Origin of the sequence: Streptomyces thermovulgaris, from assembly GCF_002155915.1 — a bacterium.
Lineage (GTDB): Bacteria > Actinomycetota > Actinomycetes > Streptomycetales > Streptomycetaceae > Streptomyces > Streptomyces thermovulgaris.
Window position 1 is genome coordinate 1 of record NZ_MUME01000049.1, and the last position, 22164, is coordinate 22164.

A 22164-nucleotide genomic window follows, 5' to 3' on the forward strand; every position below is an offset into this window, starting at 1 on the left:
TGGTGGGCTCGTCGGCGATGAGCAGACGCGGGGCGCAGGCCACCGCCATGGCGATCAGGGCGCGCTGGCGCATGCCGCCGGAGAGCTGGTGCGGGTACTCCTTCAGGCGCCGGTTGGGGTCGGGGATGCCGACCCGGTCCAGCAGGTGGGCGGCCTCCTTGCGGGCGGCCTCGCCCTTCAGCCCGCGGTGGCGCTCGAGGATCTCGGTGACCTGCACGCCCACCGGCACGACCGGGTTGAGCGAGGACAGCGGGTCCTGGAAGATCATCGCCATCTTGCTGCCGCGCAGGTCGCGGCGGGCGGCCGGGCTCAGACCGAACAGGTCCGTGCCGTCGAACTCGGCACGGCCGCCGATGGTGACGCCCTTGGACGGCAGCAGGCCCATCAGCGCCAGGGAGGTGACGGACTTTCCGCAGCCGGACTCGCCGACCAGGCCCACGACCTGACCCTGGTCGATGGAGAAGGAGACGCCGTCGACCGCCCGGTACGCCTTGCGACCGCGGCTTTCGAAGGTGACGGTCAGTTCGTCGACAGTAAGCAGAGACATGGTGGTTCAGCCCCTCAGCTTCGGGTCGAGGGCTTCCCGCATGGCCTCTCCGAGAAGGGTGAAGCCGAGGGCGGTGACGATGATGCCGACGGCGGGGTAGACCGCCATCATCGGCGCGTTGTCGAAGAAGCGCTGCGCCTGGGCGAGCATGACGCCCCACTCGGGAACGGCCGGGTCGGGGTTGCCCAGCCCCAGGTAGGACAGGGCGGCCGCCTCGATGATCGCGGTGGCCAGGGAGAGCGTGGCCTGCACGATCACCGGGCTGAGCGAGTTCGGGACGATCTGCGAGAGCACGATGCGCCGCTTGCGCACGCCCAGGGACTGGGCCGCGAGCACGTAGTCCGCTCCGCCCTGCGCCAGCATGGAGCCGCGCAGCAGCCGGGCGAACACCGGCACCTGGACCACACCCACGGCGATCATCACGGTGGTCAGCGACTGGCCCATGACGGCGGCGACGGAGACGGCCAGCAGCAGCGAGGGCAGCGCCAGCATCATGTCGATCAGACGCATGATGACGGAGTCGATGCGCTTGCCGGTGGTGCCGCCGAGGGTGGCGGCGGCTCCGGAGAGACCGCCGATCAGGAAGCCGACGGACAGGCCGATCAGGGTGGAGACGACACCGACGAGCAGTGTCTGGCGGGCGCCGACCAGCATCCGGGAGAACATGTCCCGGCCGATGTGGTCGAGTCCGAACCAGTTGCCGGCGCGCGGGCCGACGAACTCGCCCCGGTTGGGGAAGACCTCGCCGCGCCAGGTCTGGGCGGTCGGGGAGTGCGGGGCGATGTAGGGTCCGACGATCGCGATGACGACGAACACGGCGATGATGGCCGCGCCGATGATCGCCATCTTGCTGCGCCTGAGGCGGCGGAAGGCCTCGCGCCACAGGCTGGCGCCGGTGCTGGTCTCCTTGGTCGCGGTCAGTTCCGCGAGGCGCTGGATCTTGTCAGTCTTGGTGGCGACACTCATACTCAGTGCACCCGCACTCTCGGGTCGATAAGGCTGTACGCCAGGTCCACCAGCAGGTTGATCAGGACGTACACCATCGCGATGAACATGATGAACCCGACGAGCACGGGGTAGTCGCGGGCGTCGATGGCGGTCCGGATGAAGGAGCCGATCCCGCCGAAGGAGAACACCGACTCGGTCAGGACCGCGCCGGACAGCAGGGAGCCGGTGAGCAGGCCGACCGCGGTCACCACGGGGAGCATCGCGTTGCGCAGCACGTGCCGGGTGCGCACGACGCTCCGCTTGAGCCCCTTGGCCTCCGCGGTGCGGACGTAGTCCTCGTCCTGCACCTCCAGGACGCTGGCGCGGGTCATGCGCACGATGACCGCGAGCGGGATGGAGGACAGGGCGACGGCGGGCAGGATCAGGTGCATGATCGCGTCCCAGGAGGCGTCGAACTCCCCGGTGAGGATGCCGTCCAGGACGGCGAAGCCGGTCACCTCGGTGGCGTTGATGCCGGTTTCCTGGCGGCCGTAGCTGGGGAAGATGCCGAGCTGGACGGCGAAGATGCCCTTGAGGATCAGAGCGAGGAAGAAGACCGGGATGCAGATGCCGACCAGCGAGCCGGACACGGCGGTGACGTCGAGCCAGCCGCCGCGGTTGCGGGCGGCGAAGTAGCCGAGCGGAACACCGACGGCCACGGCGAGGAACATCGCGCAAAGGGACAGTTCCACGGTGGCGGGGAAGCGCAGGACGAACTCGTCCCACACTGGCTGTCCGGTCTGGGTGGACGTTCCCAGGTCGAGTTCGGCGATGCGCTTGAGGAAGCGCCAGTACTGGATGTAGACGGGTTGGTCAAGCCCGAGCGCGCGGTTGATGCGCGCCACCTCGGCCTCGGTGGCCTTCTCCCCCAGGATCGCTGAGGCGGGTCCACCGGGCAGCCGGTCGAGCCACAGGAAGAGCAGAACCGATAGGCCGAGCAGCGTGGGTATGAGCTGGAGCAGTCTTCGTACAACGAGACGCAGCACCCCGCATGCCCCTTTCTTGCGTGTTGTCTTACATGAACGGACCCGCCCGGCCGCCGAGTTGCGACGGCCGGGCGGACCCCCGTTTACGGTTTCCTGCCGCGTGCTCGCTTACTTGAAGGAGGCCTCGGCGAAGATCTCCTGCGTCAGCGGGGAGACCTTCGGCGGGTTGACGTTCTTGCCGAAGGCGATCGCCGGCGGCGAGGACGAGATCGGGAGGCCCGGCAGGTACTCCATGATGACCTCGTTGGCCTTCTCGTAGGCGGCGATGCGGTCCTCGAGCTTGCCCATCTTGGATCCGGCGTTGACGGCGTCAAAGACCTTCTTGTCCTTGAAGCCCCACTGCTTGTCGAAGCCGGAGAACCAGGTGCCGATGAAGTTGTAGCCGTCGTTGAAGTCGCCGGTCCAGCCCAGCATGTGCAGGGCGCAGGAGCCCGACTCGGTGGCGTCGAGGTAGTCCGGGGCCCACTTCATGGGCTTGGGCTTGACCTTGATGCCGGCCTTCTCCAGGTCGGACTTCATCAGCTCGAACAGGTCCTGCGGGGCAGGCATGTACGGGCGGGTGACCTCGGTCGGGTAGCAGAACTCGATCTGGAGGTTCTCCTCGCCGGCCTTCTTCAGCAGCGCCTTGGCCTTGGCGGTGTCGTACGGGTACTGCTTGACCTTCTTGGAGTAGCCCGCGACCGTGTCCGGCATGAACTGGTCGGCGACCTTGCCGCCCTCGGGCAGCTGGGTCTTGACCAGGTTCTCGCGGTCGATGGCGTGCGCGATGGCCTGGCGGACTTCCTTCTTCTTCAGGGCCTTGTTGGCCCCCTGGCTCATGCCGAGGTAGAAGATGTTGAAGACGTCACGCGTCGGGACGACGTAGCCCTGGTCCTTGAGGGTCTTGACGTCGGCCGGGGCGACGAGGTCGTAGCCGTCGATGTCACCGGCCTGGAGCGCCTGGCGGCGGCCCTCCTCGGTGTCGATGGTGCGGAAGACCAGCTTCTTGATCTTGGCCTTCTCGCCCCAGTAGTCGTCGAAGCGCTCGAGGACGACTTCCTTGTTGCCCTTGTTCCACTTGACGATCTTGTACGGGCCGGTGCCGGCGACCACGCCGGCCTCCTGGCTGTACTTGGGGTACGTGATGGCGTCGCCCTTGGCGGTCGCCTCCTGCTTCTCGTACTCCTTGATGGCCTTGGGCGAGTGGATCGCCAGGGCGTTGAGGGAGAAGCCGCCGGGGAGGTTGGCGGAGGGCTTCTTGACCTCGATGACGGCGGTGTACTCGTCCTTCGCGGTGCAGGACTTGTAGTTCGGCTCGGGCGTCTCCTTGTCCTCGTTCTTCGCGAAGCCGCCCATGATGGTCTGCCAGTAGTAGGAGACCGCGCTGGACTGGTAGGTGCCCTTCCAGTTGAACCAGTGGTCGTAGTTGGCGCAGACCGCCTCGGCGTTGAGCTTCTCGCCGTCGTGGAACTTCACGCCCTTGCGGAGGTTGAAGGTCCAGACGGTGCCCTTGTCGTTGCTCGACCAGGTCTCGGCGAGACCGCCGACCAGCTTGGTGCCGCCCGGCTCGTGCTCGAGGAGGGCCTCGAACGCCTGACGCGTCACACGGAAGGTTTCGCCGTCGCTGGCGAGGGCAGGATCCAGGGAGCCCGGGTCGCCCGCACCGGCGAAGACGAAGGTGTCCTTTCTGCCGCTGCTCTTGTTGCCGCTGTCCCGCTCACTGGTGCAGCCCGTAGCGATCAGGCCGACCGCGACTGCGGCCGTGATCGCCCGAGCGGCTCGGGGCTTGAATATGCGCATTCTGGGGCCACTCCGGGTCCGCTATGTGGATGCATCTTGACCCGCTGAACACTACAGACGTTCGCAGGGAGTCAGGAACAGTCCGGATAGCGGTGATACCTACCTGAGATCTGGACACTTGACATAAGGGGGCAGTTCAGACGCCCCTTCACAAGAAGTTGATCCAATCGATACACAAGACGCCCCCTCAAGGTCCGCCAGAAAAGCGCCAGATGGGGCGAAGAAACGGAAAAACCGCAGGTGACAGGCGGTTAGCGAGAGGTAGCTGAACGCGCACGACCATCGGTCGGCCGGAAATCTGACACGACATCAGCCATGAGTTGTGAAGAAAACCCAGCACCGGTCGGATGTCCACATGCCGGACACGATGACGCTGCGTGATCCTGTGTGAAGGCCCGGTGCGGGCGACCGCACCGGGCCTTTCCGGGGTCCGTTCGCGCCGGTCAGTGCCGGTGCACCGGCGGATAGCCGTAGCCCGGGGCGGGCGGCACGGCACCGTGCGCCTCACGGTCGTAGAAGGGGCGGGAGTTGGCGCGCAGCCACATCGCGACCGGGTCGTACTCGTCGGACATCGCCACGGTCGACACCGGCAGCCCGTCGGGGACGGCGCTGATGGACTGCTGCATCATCGCGCGCACCGAGTCGACGGCGGCCGGCGAGGTGTCGTACACGTCCAGGCCGATGGCCAGGTACGGCTCTCCGATCGCGGGCTGCACCCAGGCGCGGCGCAGCGAGCGGACCGCCGGGGTGCGGTGGGCGTTCTGGGTGAGCAGGGCGTAGAACTGCGGGACCTCGACGGTCGGCTCGGACAGCCTGAGCGGCCCCGCGGGCTGGCGGTCCAGGCCGGTGGCGATGCGGCGCAGATCGAGCCAGGGAATGCCGACCCCGCCGCCCGGGGCGTGCGGGTTCAGCCACAGGCCGTAGTGCTCGCGGTAGAGGATGCGGGCCACCTCGATGCCGTCCACCACCTCGTACGACCGCATCCAGCCGCTGGCCGACAGCTCCTGAGCGGACGTCACACAGGGCGCGTAGCCGTGGCCGTCGACCTCCATGCGCCCGTACTGGGCGTCGGGGGAACCCGCCTGGCCGTGCCACAGCAGCATCCAGACCTGGCCGGTGGACGGCGTCGCCAGTGCGCGCAGCAACACCTCGTAGGCGTCGTAACGCCCCGGCGTCACCTGGCGCAGCGCCTGCTCGACCTGCCCGGCCGCCGTGCCGCTGGCGCTCACGCTCACCTTCTGTACCGCCCCTCCACGAGCCCCTTCGACACACTGTGTACCAGGGCGTGTTCCACGCGTCCCGCCCGCGGGACGCCCAAGGGCGCCCGCGGATGCGGACAGGGCCCGGGGAACACGCCGCGACGACCGGAAAGGTACGCCGGAGCGCTCGCGGCGTCCGGTGCCGCACCGCCTTCCACGCCCCTTCGGACGGCGGGAAGCACCGCGGGGCGAGGCGGCTCCCGCGTACTGGGTGCACGCGGGCGGTGCGGTGGCACGACGAGGTGCCGTGCCGGGCGTCACGAGCCGGTGAACCTTTTCGGTCGCAGCACTAGCTTAAGGCCGCCTGCGAACTCGGTACCCGTTGCCGTTTTTGCCGCCGTGGGGGGCTTGTGCCCATGCGCCGGTGTCCTCAGTGGTCGCGCCGGTAGAACGGCCGGATCTTTTCCCTCATCCAGTCGATCACCGGGTCCTGGGCCACGTCCAGGAGGACCAGGTTGACCGGCCAGCGGACCGGGGACGCGGCCAGGGCACGGCCCAGGGCCTCCAGGGGACGGGTCAGCAGGTCGCCCTCGAGACGGGACAGCTCGACCCCGATGAACATGACCGGGTCGGCCGTCTCGATGGCGGCCAGGCAGCGCCGGGCGGTGCGGACCACGCCGATCGCGTCGAACTCGGCGGAGGCGGCGGAGAAGAAGTCCATCGGGTCGTCCTGCCAGTCGGGCTCGAAGAGGCGGACGCGGCCGCCGGTCTCCGGGCCGTCCAGCGGGGTGCGTCCCGCCCGGCACAGTTCGGCCACGGCCGGCGGCGGCAGCGGGACGCCGACCACGCCCTCCGGGTTGATGGCGATGCCGGCCTGCGGGGGCAGTCCGCGCGCGAACTCGACGGCGGGCGCGATGGTGTACGCCATGTGCGAGCCGACGACCTGACGGAACTGCTCCTCGGAGCTGAAGACCGGCACGTACGCCTGGCCGTCGAGCTCCATCGCGGGCAGATCGAGCGGGCCGCTGTCCGGGCCTCCGCCGTTGGGCAGGGGGACCCAGAGGAAGCTGCGGCTGAGGACCTCGATGATCCGGCCGACGGCCGACGGAACGCCGAGGGAGGCCGACAGCACCTCCTCCAGTTCGTTGCCGGGCCAACCGCCGTGCGGGTGGGGCTGGAGATGTGCCTGTGCCGGGAAATCCATCTACCTACCGCCTGCTGGAAACCACTGCTGTGACCGGAAGGTTATCCGGTACGGGAGCGAACCCGATCCGCCGCAGGGCCGCCGCGGACTCCCGGTCCAGCAGGACCGCCGAGTCGCAGCCCCTGGGCAGCTCCCCCCGCCGCAGGAGGCGCAGCAGACGGGCCGCCGCCCGGCAGTGGCGCCGGAAGGCGTACGGGGAGACGCCCCGGCCGCGTTCCCGCTGCCCCGCCAGCGCGGTGCCGGGGGCGACGTCCAGCAGGACCAGATGCAGGGCGGCGCCGCGGCGGCGGGCGGTCCGGGCCAGCCAGGCGCGCACCCAGGGCTGGGTGCCGCAGTCGTGGACCACGACCGGGGCGCCGGAGCGCAGGGCCCTGCGCAGTCCGGCGTAGTGGACGAGGCGGACCAGGGGGCGGTAGAGGACGTAGGGCAGGTACGGCGCCAGCCGGGCGTCCCAGCGGTCGCGGGTGTCCTGGGAGTCGATCCGCAGGCCCCCGTGCACCGTGCGGCGCATCAGCGTGGACTTGCCGCCGCCGGGCAGGCCGGTCACCACGACCAGGTCGTACGGCCCGAAGCACAGCTCGTGCGGCCCGTCCTCCCCCCGCAGGTCCCGGACGGCGGCCCCGGACCGCCACAGCCGGGCGGGGGCCGGCCCGGTCGGAGGGAGGGGCGGCACGGAGGACTGGGACGTCGCCTGTGCCCTGGGCCTGTTCACCGTCATCATCCTCCCCGGTTGGTCAGGAATGCACCTTCCCACCGAACGTAAAGAGAAGGTAATGGACGGTGTTCCGTGATTCTGTGCACGCACTGTCACGGGTCGGTCACGGGTGCGGTCCTGCCAGGAACGGCCCGGGCGTGCAATGATGGGCGCCTCAACTGCATATCGGCCGTTTGAATCCGCGCGGGAGAGTCCCCGGCGTGCCGGGGCGCCGAAGGAGCAAGTCCCTCCCTTGAATCTCTCAGGCCCCGTTACCGCGCGGGCGAGGCACATCTGAAAAGCGGGTCGCCGGCACGGCGGCCCCACCCAAGGTGCAAGCCGTGGCCGTCCGTCCGACGGCGGTCCCGGCGAACCTCTCAGGTTCCGATGACAGATGGGGAGGACCTCAGGCCCGTCCTCGTCCGTATCTGTCTTGGAGACCGACCGATGAGCAGTACCGACGCCCCTCGACTCCGCCGTACCCCGCTCGACGCGCTGCACCGCTCGCTCGGCGCGACGATGACCGACTTCGCCGGCTGGGAGATGCCCCTGCGCTACGGCTCCGAGCGCGAGGAGCACCTCGCCGTGCGCACCAGGGCCGGTCTCTTCGACCTCTCCCACATGGGTGAGATCACCGTCACCGGACCGCAGGCCGTCGCGCTGCTGAACTACGCCCTGGTCGGCAACATCGCCACCGTGGGCCCGGGCCGTGCCCGCTACACCATGATCTGCCGGGCCGACGGCGGCATCCTGGACGACCTGATCGTCTACCGGACGGGTGAGCACGAGTACCTGGTCGTCGCCAACGCCTCCAACGCCCAGGCGGTGCTCGACGCGCTCACCGAGCGGGCGGCCGGCTTCGACGCCGAGGTCCGCGACGACCGGGACGCCTACGCGCTGCTCGCCGTCCAGGGCCCCGAGGCCCTCGCCGTCCTCAAGCCCCTCACCGACGCCGACCTGGACGGACTGAAGTACTACGCCGCCCTGTCCGGCACCGTCGCGGGCGTCCCCGCGCTGATCGCCCGCACCGGGTACACCGGCGAGGACGGCTTCGAGCTGTTCGTGGCCCCGGGCGACGCGGAGCGGCTGTGGCAGGCGCTCACCGAGGCCGGCGCCCCGGCCGGTCTGGTGCCCTGCGGCCTGTCCTGCCGCGACACGCTGCGCCTGGAGGCAGGCATGCCGCTGTACGGCAACGAGCTGTCGACGGCGCTGACCCCGTTCGACGCGGGGTTCGGCCGGGTGGTCAAGTTCGACAAGGAGGGCGACTTCGTGGGCCGCGAGGCCCTGCTGGCCGCCGCCGAACGGGTGGCCGCCGAGCCGTCCCGGGTGCTCGTCGGCCTGGTGGCCCAGGGCCGCCGGGTCCCGCGCGCCGGCTACTCGGTCGTCGCGGACGGCAAGGTGATCGGCGAGGTCACCTCCGGTGCCCCCTCCCCCACCCTGGGCAAGCCGATCGCGATGGCCTACGTCGACGCCGCGTACGCCGCTCCGGGCACGACGGGTGTCGCGGTGGACATCCGGGGCAGTCACGAGCCGTACGAGGTGGTGGCGCTGCCCTTCTACAAGCGGCAGAAGTGACACCGGCACGGCGGCCGGCCGGCCCCGCGGCGGGCCACGCCGCCCCCGATCACAGGCCCCTTTTCCCTTCCCCCAGTCATCAGCACTCCCCGCGTACAGGAGGAATCAGGCCATGAGCAACCCCGAGCAGCTGCGCTACAGCAAGGAGCACGAGTGGGTGTCGCCCGTCGAGGACGGCGTCGCCACGGTCGGCATCACCGAGTTCGCGGCCAACGCGCTCGGCGACGTCGTCTACGCCCAGCTCCCGGAGGTCGGCTCCACGGTGACCGCGGGCGAGGCCTGCGGCGAGCTGGAGTCGACCAAGTCGGTGTCCGACCTGTACGCCCCGGTCAGCGGCGAGGTCACCGAGATCAACGAGGACGTGGTGAACGACCCGTCGCTGGTGAACTCGGCTCCGTTCGAGGCCGGCTGGCTGTTCAAGGTGCGCGTCACGAGCGAGCCGGACGACCTGCTCTCCGCCGACGAGTACGCCGCCCACACGGCCGACTGAGCAACGGGACGACACGCATGACCGAGCGGAAGACCGTTCTCGACACGCCCCTGCACGAGCTCGACCCGGACGTGGCCGCCGCGGTCGACGCCGAACTGCGCCGCCAGCAGTCCACCCTCGAGATGATCGCCTCGGAGAACTTCGCCCCGGTCGCGGTCATGGAGGCCCAGGGGTCGGTCCTCACCAACAAGTACGCCGAGGGCTATCCGGGCCGCCGCTACTACGGCGGCTGCGAGCACGTCGACGTGGTCGAGCGGATCGCCGTCGACCGCGTCAAGGCGCTGTTCGGCGCCGAGCACGCCAATGTGCAGCCGCACTCCGGGGCCCAGGCGAACGCGGCCGTGATGTTCTCGCTGCTCGAGCCGGGCGACAGGATCATGGGCCTGGACCTCGCGCACGGCGGGCACCTGACCCACGGCATGAGGATCAACTTCTCCGGCAGGCTCTACGAGGTCGTCCCCTACCACGTGGGCGAGGACGGCCTGGTCGACATGGCCGAGGTGGAGAGGCTGGCCAAGGAGACCCGGCCCAAGCTGATCGTGGCCGGCTGGTCGGCCTATCCGCGGCAGCTGGACTTCGCCGCGTTCCGCCGGATCGCGGACGAGGTCGGCGCCTACCTCATGGTCGACATGGCGCACTTCGCCGGCCTGGTCGCCGCGGGGCTGCACCCGAACCCGGTGCCGCACGCGCATGTGGTCACCACCACCACCCACAAGACGCTGGGCGGCCCGCGCGGCGGGGTGATCCTGTCGACGGCCGAGCTGGCCAAGAAGATCAACTCCGCGGTCTTCCCCGGTCAGCAGGGCGGCCCGCTGGAGCATGTGATCGCCGCCAAGGCGGTGGCCTTCAAGATCGCGGCGAGCGAGGAGTTCAAGGAGCGCCAGCGCCGCACCCTGGAGGGCGCCCGCATCCTGGCCGAGCGCCTGGTGCGGGACGATGTGAAGGCGGCCGGGGCGGACGTGCTGACCGGCGGCACGGACGTGCACCTGGTCCTGGTGGACCTGCGCGACTCCGAGCTGGACGGCCGGCAGGCCGAGGACCGGCTCCACGGGATCGGGATCACGGTCAACCGCAACGCGGTCCCGAACGACCCGCGTCCGCCGATGGTCACCTCGGGCCTGAGGATCGGCACGCCGGCCCTGGCGACCCGCGGCTTCACCGCCGAGGACTTCACCGAGGTGGCGGACGTGATCGCCGAGGCGCTGAAGCCGTCGTACGACGCCGACGCCCTCAAGGCCCGGGTGAAGGCCCTGGCCGACAAGCACCCGCTCTACCCGGGGCTGCACCCGTAAGTCCCCCTTCCGGCGGCGCCGCGCGCGGAACCGGAGACCCCGCACCGCGCGCGGCGCCCGCCCGCTTCTGCACCACCCCGCACTGAGGAGGCACCGTGGCCATCTCGGTCTTCGACCTGTTCTCGATCGGCATCGGACCGTCCAGCTCCCACACGGTCGGCCCGATGCGGGCCGCCCGGATGTTCGCGCGCAGGCTGCGCAACGAGGGCCTGCTGGAGCGGACCGCCTCCGTCCGTACGGAGCTGTACGGCTCCCTCGGCGCCACCGGCCACGGCCACGGCACGCCGAAGGCGGTGGTGCTGGGCCTGGAGGGCGAGTCACCGCGGACGGTGGACGTGGAGACGGCGGACGCGAGGGTCGAGACGGTGCGGACCTCGGGCCGTCTGCGCCTCCTCGGCGAGCACGAGATCGCGTTCTCCTTCGACGACGACCTGGTCCTGCACCGCCGCAAGACGCTGCCCTACCACGCCAACGGCATGACCCTGTGGGCGTACGACGCCTCGGGCGCCGAGCTGCTGACCAGGACGTACTACTCGGTGGGCGGCGGCTTCGTCGTGGACGAGGAGGCGGTGGGCACGGACCGCATCAAGCTGGACGACACGGTGCTGAAGTACCCCTTCCGCACGGGCGACGAGCTGCTGCGCCTGACGCGGGAGACGGGCCTGTCGATCTCGTCGCTGATGCTGGAGAACGAGCGGGCCTGGCGCACCGAGGAGGAGGTGCGCGAGGGCCTGCTGGAGATCTGGCGGGTGATGCGGGAGTGCGTCGCACGGGGCATGAGCCGCGAGGGCATCCTGCCGGGCGGTCTGAAGGTGCGCCGCCGCGCGGCCGTCACCGCCCGCCAGCTGCGGGCCGAGGGCGACCCGGCGAGCCGCGCCATGGAGTGGATCACCCTCTACGCGATGGCGGTCAACGAGGAGAACGCGGCCGGCGGACGGGTGGTCACCGCCCCGACCAACGGCGCGGCCGGCATCATCCCCGCGGTCCTGCACTACTACATGAATTTCATCCCCGGCGCCGACGAGGACGGCGTGGTCCGCTTCCTGCTCGCCGCGGGAGCGATCGGCATGCTCTTCAAGGAGAACGCCTCCATCTCCGGCGCCGAGGTCGGCTGCCAGGGCGAGGTCGGCTCGGCCTGCTCGATGGCGGCGGGCGCCCTCGCCGAGGTCCTGGGCGGCACCCCCGAGCAGGTGGAGAACGCCGCCGAGATCGGCATGGAGCACAACCTCGGCCTCACCTGCGACCCCGTGGGCGGCCTCGTCCAGATCCCCTGCATCGAGCGCAACGGCATGGCCGCCGTCAAGGCCGTCACCGCCGCCCGCATGGCCCTGCGCGGCGACGGCACCCACAAGGTCTCCCTGGACAAGGTCATCAAGACGATGAAGGAGACCGGCGCCGACATGTCCGTGAAGTACAAGGAGACGGCCCGGGGCGGACTGGCGGTCAACATCATCGAGTGCTGACCGGGCCTCCGGCAGCACCTCCCCGGCCCCGGCCCCGTGCGCGGGGCCGGGGTTCTTCCTGCGGACGGCCGAACCGTCGCGCGGGCGGCCGGGCCGTTCCCGGACGGCCGGACCGCGGCCGGTCGGTCCGGTCCGCTCCCTGCTCTGCCGGCCGCCGTGAGAGGAAGGGCCGTTCCCCGCCCTCCTGTCAACCGCGGGCCGCCGAGACCGCCGACGGCCCCGTGACGCCGGAGACCGGTGCTGACGCTGTGTCATACCTCTCTCCGTGCGGCTCTTGTTCCGCCAGGGACTACCGTGCGGTAACCCATCTCTCCTACGCTGCCGCTCAACTCAGCGACAGCAAAGGGGAGTTGTTGTATGGGCAGGGCGAGACGTGCGGCGGCGCTGCTGGGTGCCGCCGCATTGCTGTGGATGCTGCCGGGCCACGCCGGGGCGGCATCGCCGAAGTTCTCCGAGACGACGTCGATCGGGGTGCACAACGCGTACGAGAAGTCGACCTACACCTACTTCGCGCAGGCGCTGGACTCCGGTGCCTCGCTGCTCGAGATCGACGTCTACACCGATCCCCTGACCCGGCGCTGGCGGGTCAGCCACAGCAACCCGCTGGGCAACGACAACAACTGCGAGGCCGCGAAGACGCCCGACGAGCTGTACAGCAAGAGCCGCAACCAGGACTTCGGCAGCTGCCTGGACAACATCGCCGCCTGGCACCAGCTGCATCCGGACCACCGGCCGATCGTCTTCAAGGTGGAGATGAAGAACGGCTTCAACAACACCATCGGCCTGGGGCCCGACGAGTTCGACACGCTGGTGCGGCAGAAGCTCGGCGACATGGTCTACAAGCCCTCCGACCTGCTGGGCGGCACCTATCCGACGCTGGACGCGGCCGCGCGGGCCGGGGCCTGGCCGTCCCGGGACGAGCTGACCGGCAAGGTCATCTTCGAGCTGATCCCGGGCACGGTGGAGCAGCGCAACCCCTTCGACCACTACTGGACCGACCAGGAGTACGGCGACCATCTGCGCGACCTGTACGCCGCCGGGAACATCGACACGGCCCAGGCCTTCCCCGCCGTCCTCGGCGCCGCCGCCGGCGACCCGCGCACCAGCCGCTACGACGCCTCGATCCGCCCCTGGTTCGTGTTCTTCGACGGGGACGCGGCGACCTATGTCGACAGGGGCTACGACACGTCCTTCTACGCGGCCAACCACTACATCCTGATCGCCACGGGGGCGGCCGGTGTCTCACCGCCGATCTCCTCGACCGACCCCACGGACGCGGAGGTGGCCGACCGGCTGTCCCTCCTGGCCGGGAAGTACGCCAGCATCATCACTTCGGACTGGTCGGCGAAATCGCCCGCCGTCCTGGGCTCGGTGGTCGGCCGGGGCTGACACCCGACGACCGATGAGGACTGATGTTCGAACTCCCTGAAAGGGTCGTCCCGGGGGAAGACGGGGCACAACCCTACCAACTACTCCTTCCCCCCACAGCTTTCAAGGAGTGCACCCCATGCTGCACGGCATCGATGTGAGCGCCTATCAGTCCTCCACCTACAGCACGAGCGGCCTCTCCTTCGTCTTCATCAAGGCGACGGAGGGCCGCTCGTACGTCAATCCCAAGCTCAACGCCCAGACCAAGCGCGGCCGTGACGCCGGCCTGGTCGTCGGCTTCTACCACTTCCTGTGGCCGGGCAACATCACGGCCCAGGCGGAGTACTTCGTCTCCCACGCCCCGGAGAGGGCGGGCGACATCCTCGCCGTCGACTGGGAGACCACGGGCGGGGGCACCCATGCCAGCAACGCGGAGAAGGACCAGTTCATCCGCAAGGTCAAGGCCCTGCGCCCGAACAACCGGGTGATCCTCTACGCCAACCGCCACTTCTGGCTCACCATCGACACCACCTCCTACGCGGGCGACGGCCTGTGGATCGCGGACTACGTCACCGCCGGCCGTCCCCGCATCAAGGCCAAGTGGCTCTTCCACCAGTACACCGACAATCCGCTCGACAAGAACGTGGCGAACTTCAGCAGCAAGGCGGCGCTCAAGGCCTGGGCGACGGGCTCCTGACCCCGGGGCCGAAAGACGGGTTCACAAGGCCCGGGTCCCGGGACCCGCCGTCCGCTGTCCCCGGAAGTCCGCCGGGCGCCGCGGGGACGCCTCCCCCAGGGCCTGGACGACGGCGTCGACGCCTCCGCGCATCCCGTACACGGGGGTGCCGGGCTGCTGGCGCCAGGAGTCGTCGATGCCGCCGGCGTCCACCGTGTCGAAGCCGATCTCGTCGATGAGCCGCCGGACCTTCGCCTTGGCCGCCTGGTCGTCACCGGCCACCGGAAGCGCCATGCGTCCGGGGTCGCCGGCCGGGCGGGGGCGTTCGAGGAGGTCCTGGGCGTAGGTGCCGTTGAACGCCTTGACCACCGGATGGCCGATCTGCCGCTCGGTCCAGCGGCTCTCGGTGAGCCCCTCGTCCTCGATCGCCGCGATCCTGCCGTCCCGCTGCCGCGGGTAGTAGTTGCCGGTGTCGATCACCGCCACGTCCTCGGCCGCCCCGTCGAGCAGCCCGGACGGCAGGTCCGGCACCGCCCTCAGGGGGACGGTGACCACGACCACCTCGGCGCCGTGCGCCGCCTCCTCGGCGCGTACGGGTGTCGCGCCGGTCTCCTCGGCCAGCGCGGTGAGGGTGTGCGGTCCCCGTGAGTTGGCGACAAGGACGTCATGGCCCGCGGCGGTGAACCGCCGGGTCAGATTGCCGCCGATGTTCCCCGCGCCGATGATGCCGATCCTCATGTCGCTCGCCTCGCCTTCCCTGGCCGGACCCGGGCCCGGCTTGTGCAGGTCCGGTGCAACCGTGGGCCGGCGCGAGCTATTTCCGTTCCGTCCGGAATTCCGGCAAACAGGGGGTAAAAATCCTCGGCGTGGCTCTCCTCCACGGCTCCGGTGTCTTCCACGGGCCGGAGGCGCACCGCCCGCTGCGGGCCGCTTCTGTCAGCGGTCGCCCACCCGCATCTCGAACCATGTCGTCTTGCCGCGCGGCAGCAGATCGACTCCCCAGCGGTCGGACAGCTTGTCGACGAGGAACAGACCGCGTCCGCTGACGTCCATCTCCTGCACCGGCATCAGGCACGGCAGGCCGCGGGAGGGGTCGCGGACCTCGACACGGATCCAGCCGCGACGGCGGCGCATCCGCAGCATGAAGGTCCGGGCGCCGGTGTGCCGTACGGCGTTGCCCACGAGTTCGGAGACGAGCAGGACGGTGTCCTCGACCATCTTGGGCGACAGTCCCCACTGCCGCAGGACGACGACCTGGGCGAGCCGGCGGGCGAGGGCGGCGGACTCGGGGAGGGACGGCAGCGAGACCTCCTCCTCCGCCGGGTTGCCGTACAACTCCAGCGCCTTGTACGCGCGTTCGTCCTCGACCGCGGGCGACCAGCGCGCCGCGGCCGTACGCGGCTGCGTCCGCGGCTGTTCGATGTTCTCCAGCCCCGCCATGCCCCCATGATGGCCGTCCCCGTCCTCCTCCGGGACAATCATGGGCGAATACGCCCCCTGGGCGCCCCTTGGGTGCATCTTTCGCGCGGCATATGCCGACGCGTCCTCGGACCCAGGTATGCCCCGGCTGACCTGCACGGACGGATCGAACGGATCAGACGGACCAGACGGGTGGGCTGGCGGCAATCGACCGGCTCCCTCGGCGAGACGCGTTCACGGCTGCGTCCAGGCTGCCACAAACCGCCCGGCCGAGGGACCCGGATCAGACATCGCGTCAATTGCAAGTCCCCGAAAGAGGGAACCGCAGGGCGCTACAGGAACTTCGCCTTGCCGGGGCCCTCCTCCACGAAGCTGCGCATGCCGCGCTCGCGGTCCTCCGTGGCGAACAGACCGGCGAACCAGTTGCGCTCCACGGCGAGTCCGGTCTCGATGTCGGTCTCCAGACCGGTGTCGATCGACTCCTTGGCGGCGCGCAGCGCGATCGCCGGCCCCTGGGCCAGCCTGGCGGCCCAGGCGTGCGCCTCGGCGTAGACCTGGTCGGGCGCCACCACACGGTCCACCAGGCCCAGCGCGAGGGCCTCGTCGGCCTTGACCTGACGGCCGGTGAAGATGAGGTCCTTGGCCTTGGAGGGGCCGATCAGCCGGGCCAGCCGCTGGGTGCCGCCCGCGCCGGGGATGAGACCGAGCAGGATCTCCGGCTGGCCGAGCTTGGCGTTCTCCGCGGCGATGCGGTAGTCCGCGCAGAGCGCGAGCTCGCAGCCGCCGCCGAGCGCGTAACCCGTGATGGCGGCGACCACCGGCTTGGGGATGCGGGCCACGGCGGTGAAGGAGTCCTGCAGGGCGCGGGCGCGCAGGACCATCGCCGTGTGGTCCATCACCTGCATCTCCTTGATGTCCGCGCCGGCCGCGAACGCCTTCTCGCCGCCGTAGATCACCACGGCGCGCACGTCCTCGCGGCGGGTGGCCTCCTCGGCGAGCTCCTTGAGCCGGTCCTGGGTGGCGATGTCGAGCGCGTTCAGGGGCGGGCGGTTCAGGCGCAGCGTGCCGACGCCCTCGGCGACTTCGAGAGATACGGTCATGGGAGCAGGTTAACGGGGACTAACGGCGGCCGGCCCGGTGCGGTCGGTCACACCGGGCCGGCGTCGCGGCGCGTTACGCCTTCCACTCCTCCCAGGACATGTTCCAGCCGTTGAGCCCGTTGTCCGGGGCCACCGTCCGGTCGCGGGAGTTCTTGACGATCACCACGTCGCCGATCATCGACTGGTTGTAGAACCAGGCCGCGGGCGTGTTCTTGTCGTAGCCGCCGCGTACGTCGCGCAGGCCGATGCAGCCGTGGCTGGCGTTGTAGTTGCCGAAGGCGTCGCCGCTCCAGTAGTTGCCGTGGAGGAAGGTGCCGGAGGTGGTCAGGCGCATCGCGTGCGGCACGTCGGGGATGTCGTACTCGCTCTTGCCGTCGGCGCCGACGAAGCCGACCGTCGCCCCGTTCATCCGGGTGACCTTCAGCTTCTCGCTGATGACCATCTGGCCGTTCCAGGTCTCGGTGCCCGGTGCGCCGGTGGTGACGGGGATGGTCCTGATGACCTTGCCGTCCCGCATGACCTTCATCGTGAGCTTCTTGGCGTCGACCACGGAGACCTGGTTGCGGCCGATGGTGAAGGAGACGGTCCTGGACTGCTTGCCGTAGACGCCGGGGCGGCCCTCGACGCCGTCCAGGTCGAGCCTGACGGTGACCTTGGTGCCGGCCTTCCAGTAGTGCTCGGGGCGGAAGTCGAGGCGGTCGTTGCCGAACCAGTGGCCGGCGACCTCGACGGGCGGCTCGGTCTTGATCTCGATCGCCTTCTCGACGGCCTCCGGTGCCGTGATGCCCCGGGTGAAGCGGAGCGAGAACGGCATCCCGACGCCGACGGTGGAGCCGTCCTCGGGGGTGAAGTGGGCGGTGAAGGTGTTCTTCGGGGTCAGCGTGGTGAAGCGGGACTTCCTGGTCGTCTCGACGCCCTCGGAGTCCTTGGCCACCGCGTGGACCGTGTACGTGGTGGAGGTGGCCAGGTGCCTGCTCGGCGTCCAGGAGGTGCCGTCGCCGGACAGCTTCCCGGGAATCTCGGTTCCCTCGGGGTCCTTGACGACGACTCGGGTGAGTTTGCCCTTGCTCACGCCGACCTTGAGGGTGCCGCTGGTGTCCACGGACTTGGCGCCGTCCTCGGGCGCGATGGTCACGACCGCCTGCGACTGCTTGCTCCGGACCGTGCCGGAGTCCGTGTCCCTGCCCTTCCCCTCTGTCTCGCCCGCGGCGTTGCCGCCGCACGCGGTGACGGCGAGGACCAGCACTCCGGAGACCAGCGCCAGCAGCCGCCTGCTCCCCCGTCGTCCCCGCGCGTCCGCCGACGTCCTCGCTATCGGCCGAACGTTCACGCTCTTCTCCCCTCCCCGGGCCTGCCGGCCCCGCTCCCCGGCGCGCCTTCGCGCACTGAGCCGCATAGTAACCACAAGGTCAGGGGCGGACTGCCAGCCGATTGTCACTGTTCAGTCCCAAGTTCGGTCCCGGCTCCGGCGGCCGCCGGACGGAGGGCGGGAGCGGGCCCCGTGCCCCGCCCGGCCCGCTCACTCACCGCTCGTCCGACGATCACTCACGATCACCGGTCACCCGGCCGCGCTGCCCGCCTTCCACTGCTCCCAGTCCATGTTCCATCCGCCGAGGCCGTTGTCGGGGGCGACCGTCCTGTCGTCGCTGTTGACGACCCGGACGACGTCGCCGACGAGGCTGCGGTCGAAGAACCAGGCCGCCGGGGTGTCGGTCCCGCCGCCCTTGACGTCCCTCAGTCCCACGCAGCCGTGGGTGACGTTCCTGCGGCCGAAGGTGTCCGGGGACGACCAGTAGTTGCCGTGCAGGAAGGTGCCGGAGTGGGTGAGCCGCAGGGCGTGCGGGACGTCGGGGACGTCGTACTCGCTCTTGCCGTCGGCGTCGAAGAAGCCGACCGTCGCCCCGTTCATCCGGGTCGTCTCGTGCATCTCCATCACCACCATCGTCCCGTTGTACGTGGCGTGCTCCGGTGCCCCGGCGGTGACGGGAAGGGTGGCGAGCAGCCGGCCGTTGCGGCGCACCTCCATGGTGTGGGCGGCGGCGTCGACCACGGAGATCTGGCTGCGGCCGACGGTGAAGGAGAAGATCTTGGACTGCAGCCCGTAGACGCCGGGTGCCCCCTCGACGTCCCTCAGCCGCAGGTCGACGGTGACCCGGGTGCCCGGCTTCCAGAACTCACGGGGGCGGTAGTCGAGCCGGCTCGCGCCGAACCAGTGCGGACGGATCTCGACCGGCGGATCGGCGGTGACGCGGACGGCCCGCTCCACGGCGGCTCGGTGGGTGATCGGCCGGTTGAAGGCCAGTGAGACGATCATCCCGGTGCCCACGACGGAGCGGTCCTCCGGGGTGACGTAGCCGATGAAGCGCTTCTCGGGGACCAGTGTGGCGAAGGTGGTGCGCCGGGTGACACGGCGCCCGTCCTCGTCGTCGGCCACCACGGCGACGGTGTACGTGGCGGCGAGGGCCAGCCGGTCGTCGTCGGGCTGCCAGACCGTGCGGTCGCGGGAGAAGCGACCGGGCACCGGGGTGTCCTGCGCGTCCTGGGACTTGACGACCGTGACGGACCTCAGACGCCCGCCGGTCACCCGTACCCGCAGCTTCTCGCCGGGCCCGACGCCCTTGCTGCCGTCGTCCGGCGAGACCTTGACGACCTCTTCGGCCGCCCGGGGCCTGTCGAAGAACCGGTCGATCCCCCGGGCGCCGCCCGAGGTGCAGCCGGCGACCCCGGCCAGCAGTCCTGCCCATGCCAATACGGCGGCCAGCACGGCTCCCGAGCGCCGTGCGCGCCGTGCGCACCCAGTTGCATGCCTCACGGGCTGCCCAACGACCGGGTCCGCCCGGGGAAACGTGAGTGCGGGGCACGCCGTGGGCAGAACAGTGGGGAGGACCGCGCGACAAGGAGCCGTGCCCGGGAACCGGCCGCAGGGAGGAGCGGACCGGAGCGGAGGAAGCTGCGGGGACCGCAGCAGCCGCAAGGACCACAAGAGCCGCGAGAACCGAAAAAGGGGCGACCAGGTGTCCAGCGCAGCCGAGCAGGAGGCGGTGGCGGGCCGACACGTCACCGGGGACGGATGCACCACCGCCACGGCGCGGGCCGCCGGGGACCGGCACGCCGTCCGGGGGGACCGGCCGTCCCCCGCCGTGAACGGCGCCCTCCGCACCGCACAGCCGCCCGGCGTGCCCGTGTGGCCGGGTGCGCCGGCCCCCCTGGGCGCCCGTTTCCGGGTCGGCCCGGACGGGGTGGCGGGCACCAACTTCGCCCTGTGGGCGGGCGGGGCGGAGGCGGTCGAGCTGTGTCTGTTCGACGAGTCGGGCAGGGAGACCCGCGCCCGCCTCACCGAGGTGACGCACGAGATCTGGCACGGTTTCGTCCCCGGCGTGATGCCGGGGCAGCGTTACGGCTACCGGGTGCACGGCCGCTGGGACCCGTGGACCGGCGCCCGCTGGAACCCGGCCAAGCTGCTGCTCGACCCGTACGCACGCGCGGTGGACGGCGAGTTCCGGATGCCCCCCGAGGTGTACGGGCACGTGCGGGACTGGCCCGACCAGTCGGTGGCGGACACCGTGCGCGACGAGCGGGACTCGGCGCCGTACGTGCCCAAGGGCGTCGTCGTCCATGACGACGACGACTGGTCCGACGACCGCCGGCCCAGGACGCCGTGGGCCGACTCGGTGATCTACGAGCTGCATGTGCGCGGCTTCACCCGGCGGCACCCGGGAGTCCCGGAGGAACTGCGGGGCACCTATGCCGGCCTGGCCCACCCGGCGGCGATCGAGCACCTGGTGAAGCTGGGCGTGACGGCCGTGGAGCTGCTGCCGGTGCATCAGTTCGCGCACGAGGACCATCTGCTGCGCCGCGGCCTGAGGAACTACTGGGGCTACAACTCCATCGGCTACTTCGCCCCGCACGCGGCGTACTCCGCCTCCGGCACCACCGGTCAGCAGGTGGGCGAGTTCAAGCGGATGGTGCGCGCGCTGCACGCGGCCGGCATCGAGGTGATCCTCGACGTGGTCTACAACCACACGGCGGAGGCGAACGAGTACGGCCCCACGCTGTCCCTGAAGGGCATCGACAACCGGCGCTACTACCGTCCGCAGGCGGACCCGCGCCGGTACGCCGACTACACCGGCTGCGGCAACACCCTGCACGTGGTCCAGCCGCATGTGCTGCGCCTGATCACCGACTCGCTGCGCTACTGGGTGACCGAGATGGGCGTGGACGGCTTCCGCTTCGACCTGGCGGCGGCCCTGGCCCGCTCCATGCACGACGTGGACATGTTCTCCCCGTTCCTCGCGGTCGTCGCCCAGGACCCGGTGCTGCGCCGGGTGAAGCTGATCGCCGAGCCGTGGGACGTCGGCGCGGGCGGCTACCAGGTGGGCGCCTTCCCTCCGCCGTGGGCGGAGTGGAACGACCGCTACCGCGACACCGTGCGCGACTTCTGGCGGCACGCCCTGCCGGACGTGCGGGAGATGGGCTACCGCCTGTCCGGCTCCAGCGACCTGTACGCCTGGAACGGCCGCCGCCCCTGCGCCTCCGTCAACTACGTCACCGCGCACGACGGCTTCACCCTGCGGGACCTGGTGTCGTACAACGTCAAGCACAACGAGGCCAACGGCGAGGACAACCGGGACGGCACCGACGACAACCGCTCCTGGAACTGCGGCGCGGAGGGCGAGACCGACGACGAGTCGATCCGTGCGCTGCGGCGCCGGCAGCTGCGGAACCTGATGACCACGCTGCTGCTGTCCACGGGCGTGCCGATGCTGGTCGCCGGTGACGAGATGGGCCGCACCCAGGGCGGCAACAACAACGCCTACTGCCAGGACAACGAGATCAGCTGGCTGGACTGGAGCCTGCTGGAGGACCCCGGCTGGCGGGAGCTGTACGAGCTCACCGCCCGGCTGATCGCGCTGCGCCGGCGGCATCCCGTGCTGCGCCGCCGCGCGTTCTTCTCCGGGCGTGCGCAGTCGGCGAGCGGGCTGCGGGACCTGGCCTGGTTCACCCCGCACGGCACGGAGATGACGGAGGGCGACTGGTACGCCCCCGCCGCCACCCTGGGCATGTATCTCTCCGGCCGGGACATCCCGGGCCGTGACGAGCGCGGCGTCCCGGTCGTCGACGACAGCTTCCTGGCCGTTCTGCACGCCGGGGAGCATCCGGTGGACTTCGTCCTGCCGGGGCCGCCGTGGGCGGAGTGCTACGAGGTGGTCGTGGACACCTCGCGGGAGGAGCAGGCACGGCCGCCGGGCGTGTTCCACGCCTCGGGCACGACGATCACGGTGCCCGCCAGGTCCGTCCTGCTGCTCAGGGTCGCGGACCGGCGCACCGGCGCACCGGCCGACGGGCCGGCGGGCTGACAGGACGGCGGGCCGCTCGGCGCACGGG

Annotated in this window: 19 protein-coding genes and 2 riboswitches; of the genes, 7 read left to right on the forward strand and 12 right to left on the reverse strand. The window is 70.5% G+C overall.

What is annotated here, in order from left to right:
• The 7 genes from CCN35_RS05560 to CCN35_RS05590 form a co-directional block, all read right to left on the reverse strand.
• The coding region (locus CCN35_RS05560) for an ABC transporter ATP-binding protein (protein WP_143631394.1) at positions 1-547 on the reverse strand (547 nt) is incomplete at its 3' end.
• 6 nt (positions 548-553) lie between these two features.
• Positions 554-1513, reverse strand: a complete 960-nt coding sequence (locus CCN35_RS05565) for an ABC transporter permease (RefSeq protein ID WP_067397529.1) — start codon at positions 1511-1513, stop codon at positions 554-556.
• A 2-nt stretch (positions 1514-1515) separates the two neighbouring features.
• A complete protein-coding gene (locus CCN35_RS05570) occupies positions 1516-2520 on the reverse strand; it encodes an ABC transporter permease (protein WP_067397528.1) in 1005 nt (334 codons plus the stop codon).
• A gap of 108 nt (positions 2521-2628) precedes the next feature.
• Positions 2629-4299 carry an ABC transporter substrate-binding protein gene (locus CCN35_RS05575; RefSeq protein ID WP_067397527.1) on the reverse strand — a complete coding sequence of 557 codons (1671 nt, stop codon included), beginning with the start codon at positions 4297-4299 and terminating at the stop codon, positions 2629-2631.
• 443 nt (positions 4300-4742) lie between these two features.
• A complete protein-coding gene (locus CCN35_RS05580; RefSeq protein ID WP_067397526.1) occupies positions 4743-5528 on the reverse strand; it encodes an enhanced serine sensitivity protein SseB C-terminal domain-containing protein in 786 nt (261 codons plus the stop codon).
• A gap of 400 nt (positions 5529-5928) precedes the next feature.
• Positions 5929-6702, reverse strand: a complete 774-nt coding sequence (locus tag CCN35_RS05585) for an enhanced serine sensitivity protein SseB (protein ID WP_067397525.1) — start codon at positions 6700-6702, stop codon at positions 5929-5931.
• 4 nt (positions 6703-6706) lie between these two features.
• Entirely contained in the window at positions 6707-7414 is a 708-nt protein-coding gene (locus CCN35_RS05590) for an AAA family ATPase (RefSeq protein WP_425444281.1), read from the reverse strand.
• A 177-nt stretch (positions 7415-7591) separates the two neighbouring features.
• A riboswitch (glycine riboswitch) is annotated at positions 7592-7684 on the forward strand.
• Positions 7685-7800: riboswitch (glycine riboswitch) on the forward strand.
• A 43-nt stretch (positions 7801-7843) separates the two neighbouring features.
• On the opposite strand from CCN35_RS05590, the gene gcvT reads away from it, so the two are divergent.
• The 6 genes from gcvT (at position 7844) to CCN35_RS05620 (ending at position 14281) form a co-directional block, all read left to right on the forward strand.
• Positions 7844-8971 (forward strand): glycine cleavage system aminomethyltransferase GcvT, encoded by a 1128-nt coding sequence (gene gcvT / locus CCN35_RS05595; RefSeq protein WP_086791707.1) that lies wholly within the window; start codon positions 7844-7846, stop codon positions 8969-8971.
• Between the two features lie 112 nt (positions 8972-9083).
• The gene (gcvH, locus tag CCN35_RS05600; protein WP_067397522.1) at positions 9084-9461 is read left to right on the forward strand and encodes a glycine cleavage system protein GcvH; all 378 of its coding nucleotides are present in this window, start codon (positions 9084-9086) and stop codon (positions 9459-9461) included.
• A 17-nt stretch (positions 9462-9478) separates the two neighbouring features.
• A complete protein-coding gene (glyA, locus tag CCN35_RS05605) occupies positions 9479-10753 on the forward strand; it encodes a serine hydroxymethyltransferase (protein WP_067397521.1) in 1275 nt (424 codons plus the stop codon).
• 95 nt (positions 10754-10848) lie between these two features.
• Positions 10849-12216: an L-serine ammonia-lyase gene (locus tag CCN35_RS05610; RefSeq protein ID WP_067397520.1), complete on the forward strand. Its 1368-nt coding sequence runs from the start codon at positions 10849-10851 to the stop codon at positions 12214-12216.
• A 357-nt stretch (positions 12217-12573) separates the two neighbouring features.
• Positions 12574-13605: a phosphatidylinositol-specific phospholipase C domain-containing protein gene (locus CCN35_RS05615; protein ID WP_211285492.1), complete on the forward strand. Its 1032-nt coding sequence runs from the start codon at positions 12574-12576 to the stop codon at positions 13603-13605.
• A gap of 118 nt (positions 13606-13723) precedes the next feature.
• Positions 13724-14281: a glycoside hydrolase family 25 protein gene (locus CCN35_RS05620; RefSeq protein ID WP_067397518.1), complete on the forward strand. Its 558-nt coding sequence runs from the start codon at positions 13724-13726 to the stop codon at positions 14279-14281.
• 21 nt (positions 14282-14302) lie between these two features.
• Here the strand turns inward: CCN35_RS05620 and CCN35_RS05625 are convergent, their stop codons facing one another.
• The 5 genes from CCN35_RS05625 to CCN35_RS05645 all read right to left on the reverse strand — a co-directional run bounded on the left by CCN35_RS05625 (position 14303) and on the right by CCN35_RS05645 (position 19540).
• Complete coding sequence (locus CCN35_RS05625) at positions 14303-15046, reverse strand: NADPH-dependent F420 reductase (RefSeq protein WP_268877206.1); 744 nt, start codon at positions 15044-15046, stop codon at positions 14303-14305.
• 150 nt (positions 15047-15196) lie between these two features.
• Positions 15197-15700: an ATP-binding protein gene (locus tag CCN35_RS05630; RefSeq protein WP_067397516.1), complete on the reverse strand. Its 504-nt coding sequence runs from the start codon at positions 15698-15700 to the stop codon at positions 15197-15199.
• Between the two features lie 311 nt (positions 15701-16011).
• The gene (locus CCN35_RS05635) at positions 16012-16779 is read right to left on the reverse strand and encodes an enoyl-CoA hydratase/isomerase family protein (protein ID WP_086791710.1); all 768 of its coding nucleotides are present in this window, start codon (positions 16777-16779) and stop codon (positions 16012-16014) included.
• Between the two features lie 73 nt (positions 16780-16852).
• Complete coding sequence (locus CCN35_RS05640; RefSeq protein ID WP_236560798.1) at positions 16853-18109, reverse strand: L,D-transpeptidase; 1257 nt, start codon at positions 18107-18109, stop codon at positions 16853-16855.
• A gap of 228 nt (positions 18110-18337) precedes the next feature.
• Positions 18338-19540, reverse strand: coding sequence for a L,D-transpeptidase (locus CCN35_RS05645; protein WP_067397567.1), 1203 nt, complete (start codon positions 19538-19540; stop codon positions 18338-18340).
• A gap of 253 nt (positions 19541-19793) precedes the next feature.
• On the opposite strand from CCN35_RS05645, the gene glgX reads away from it, so the two are divergent.
• Positions 19794-22136: a glycogen debranching protein GlgX gene (gene glgX / locus CCN35_RS05650; RefSeq protein ID WP_086791718.1), complete on the forward strand. Its 2343-nt coding sequence runs from the start codon at positions 19794-19796 to the stop codon at positions 22134-22136.
• Positions 22137-22164 lie beyond the last annotated feature (28 nt).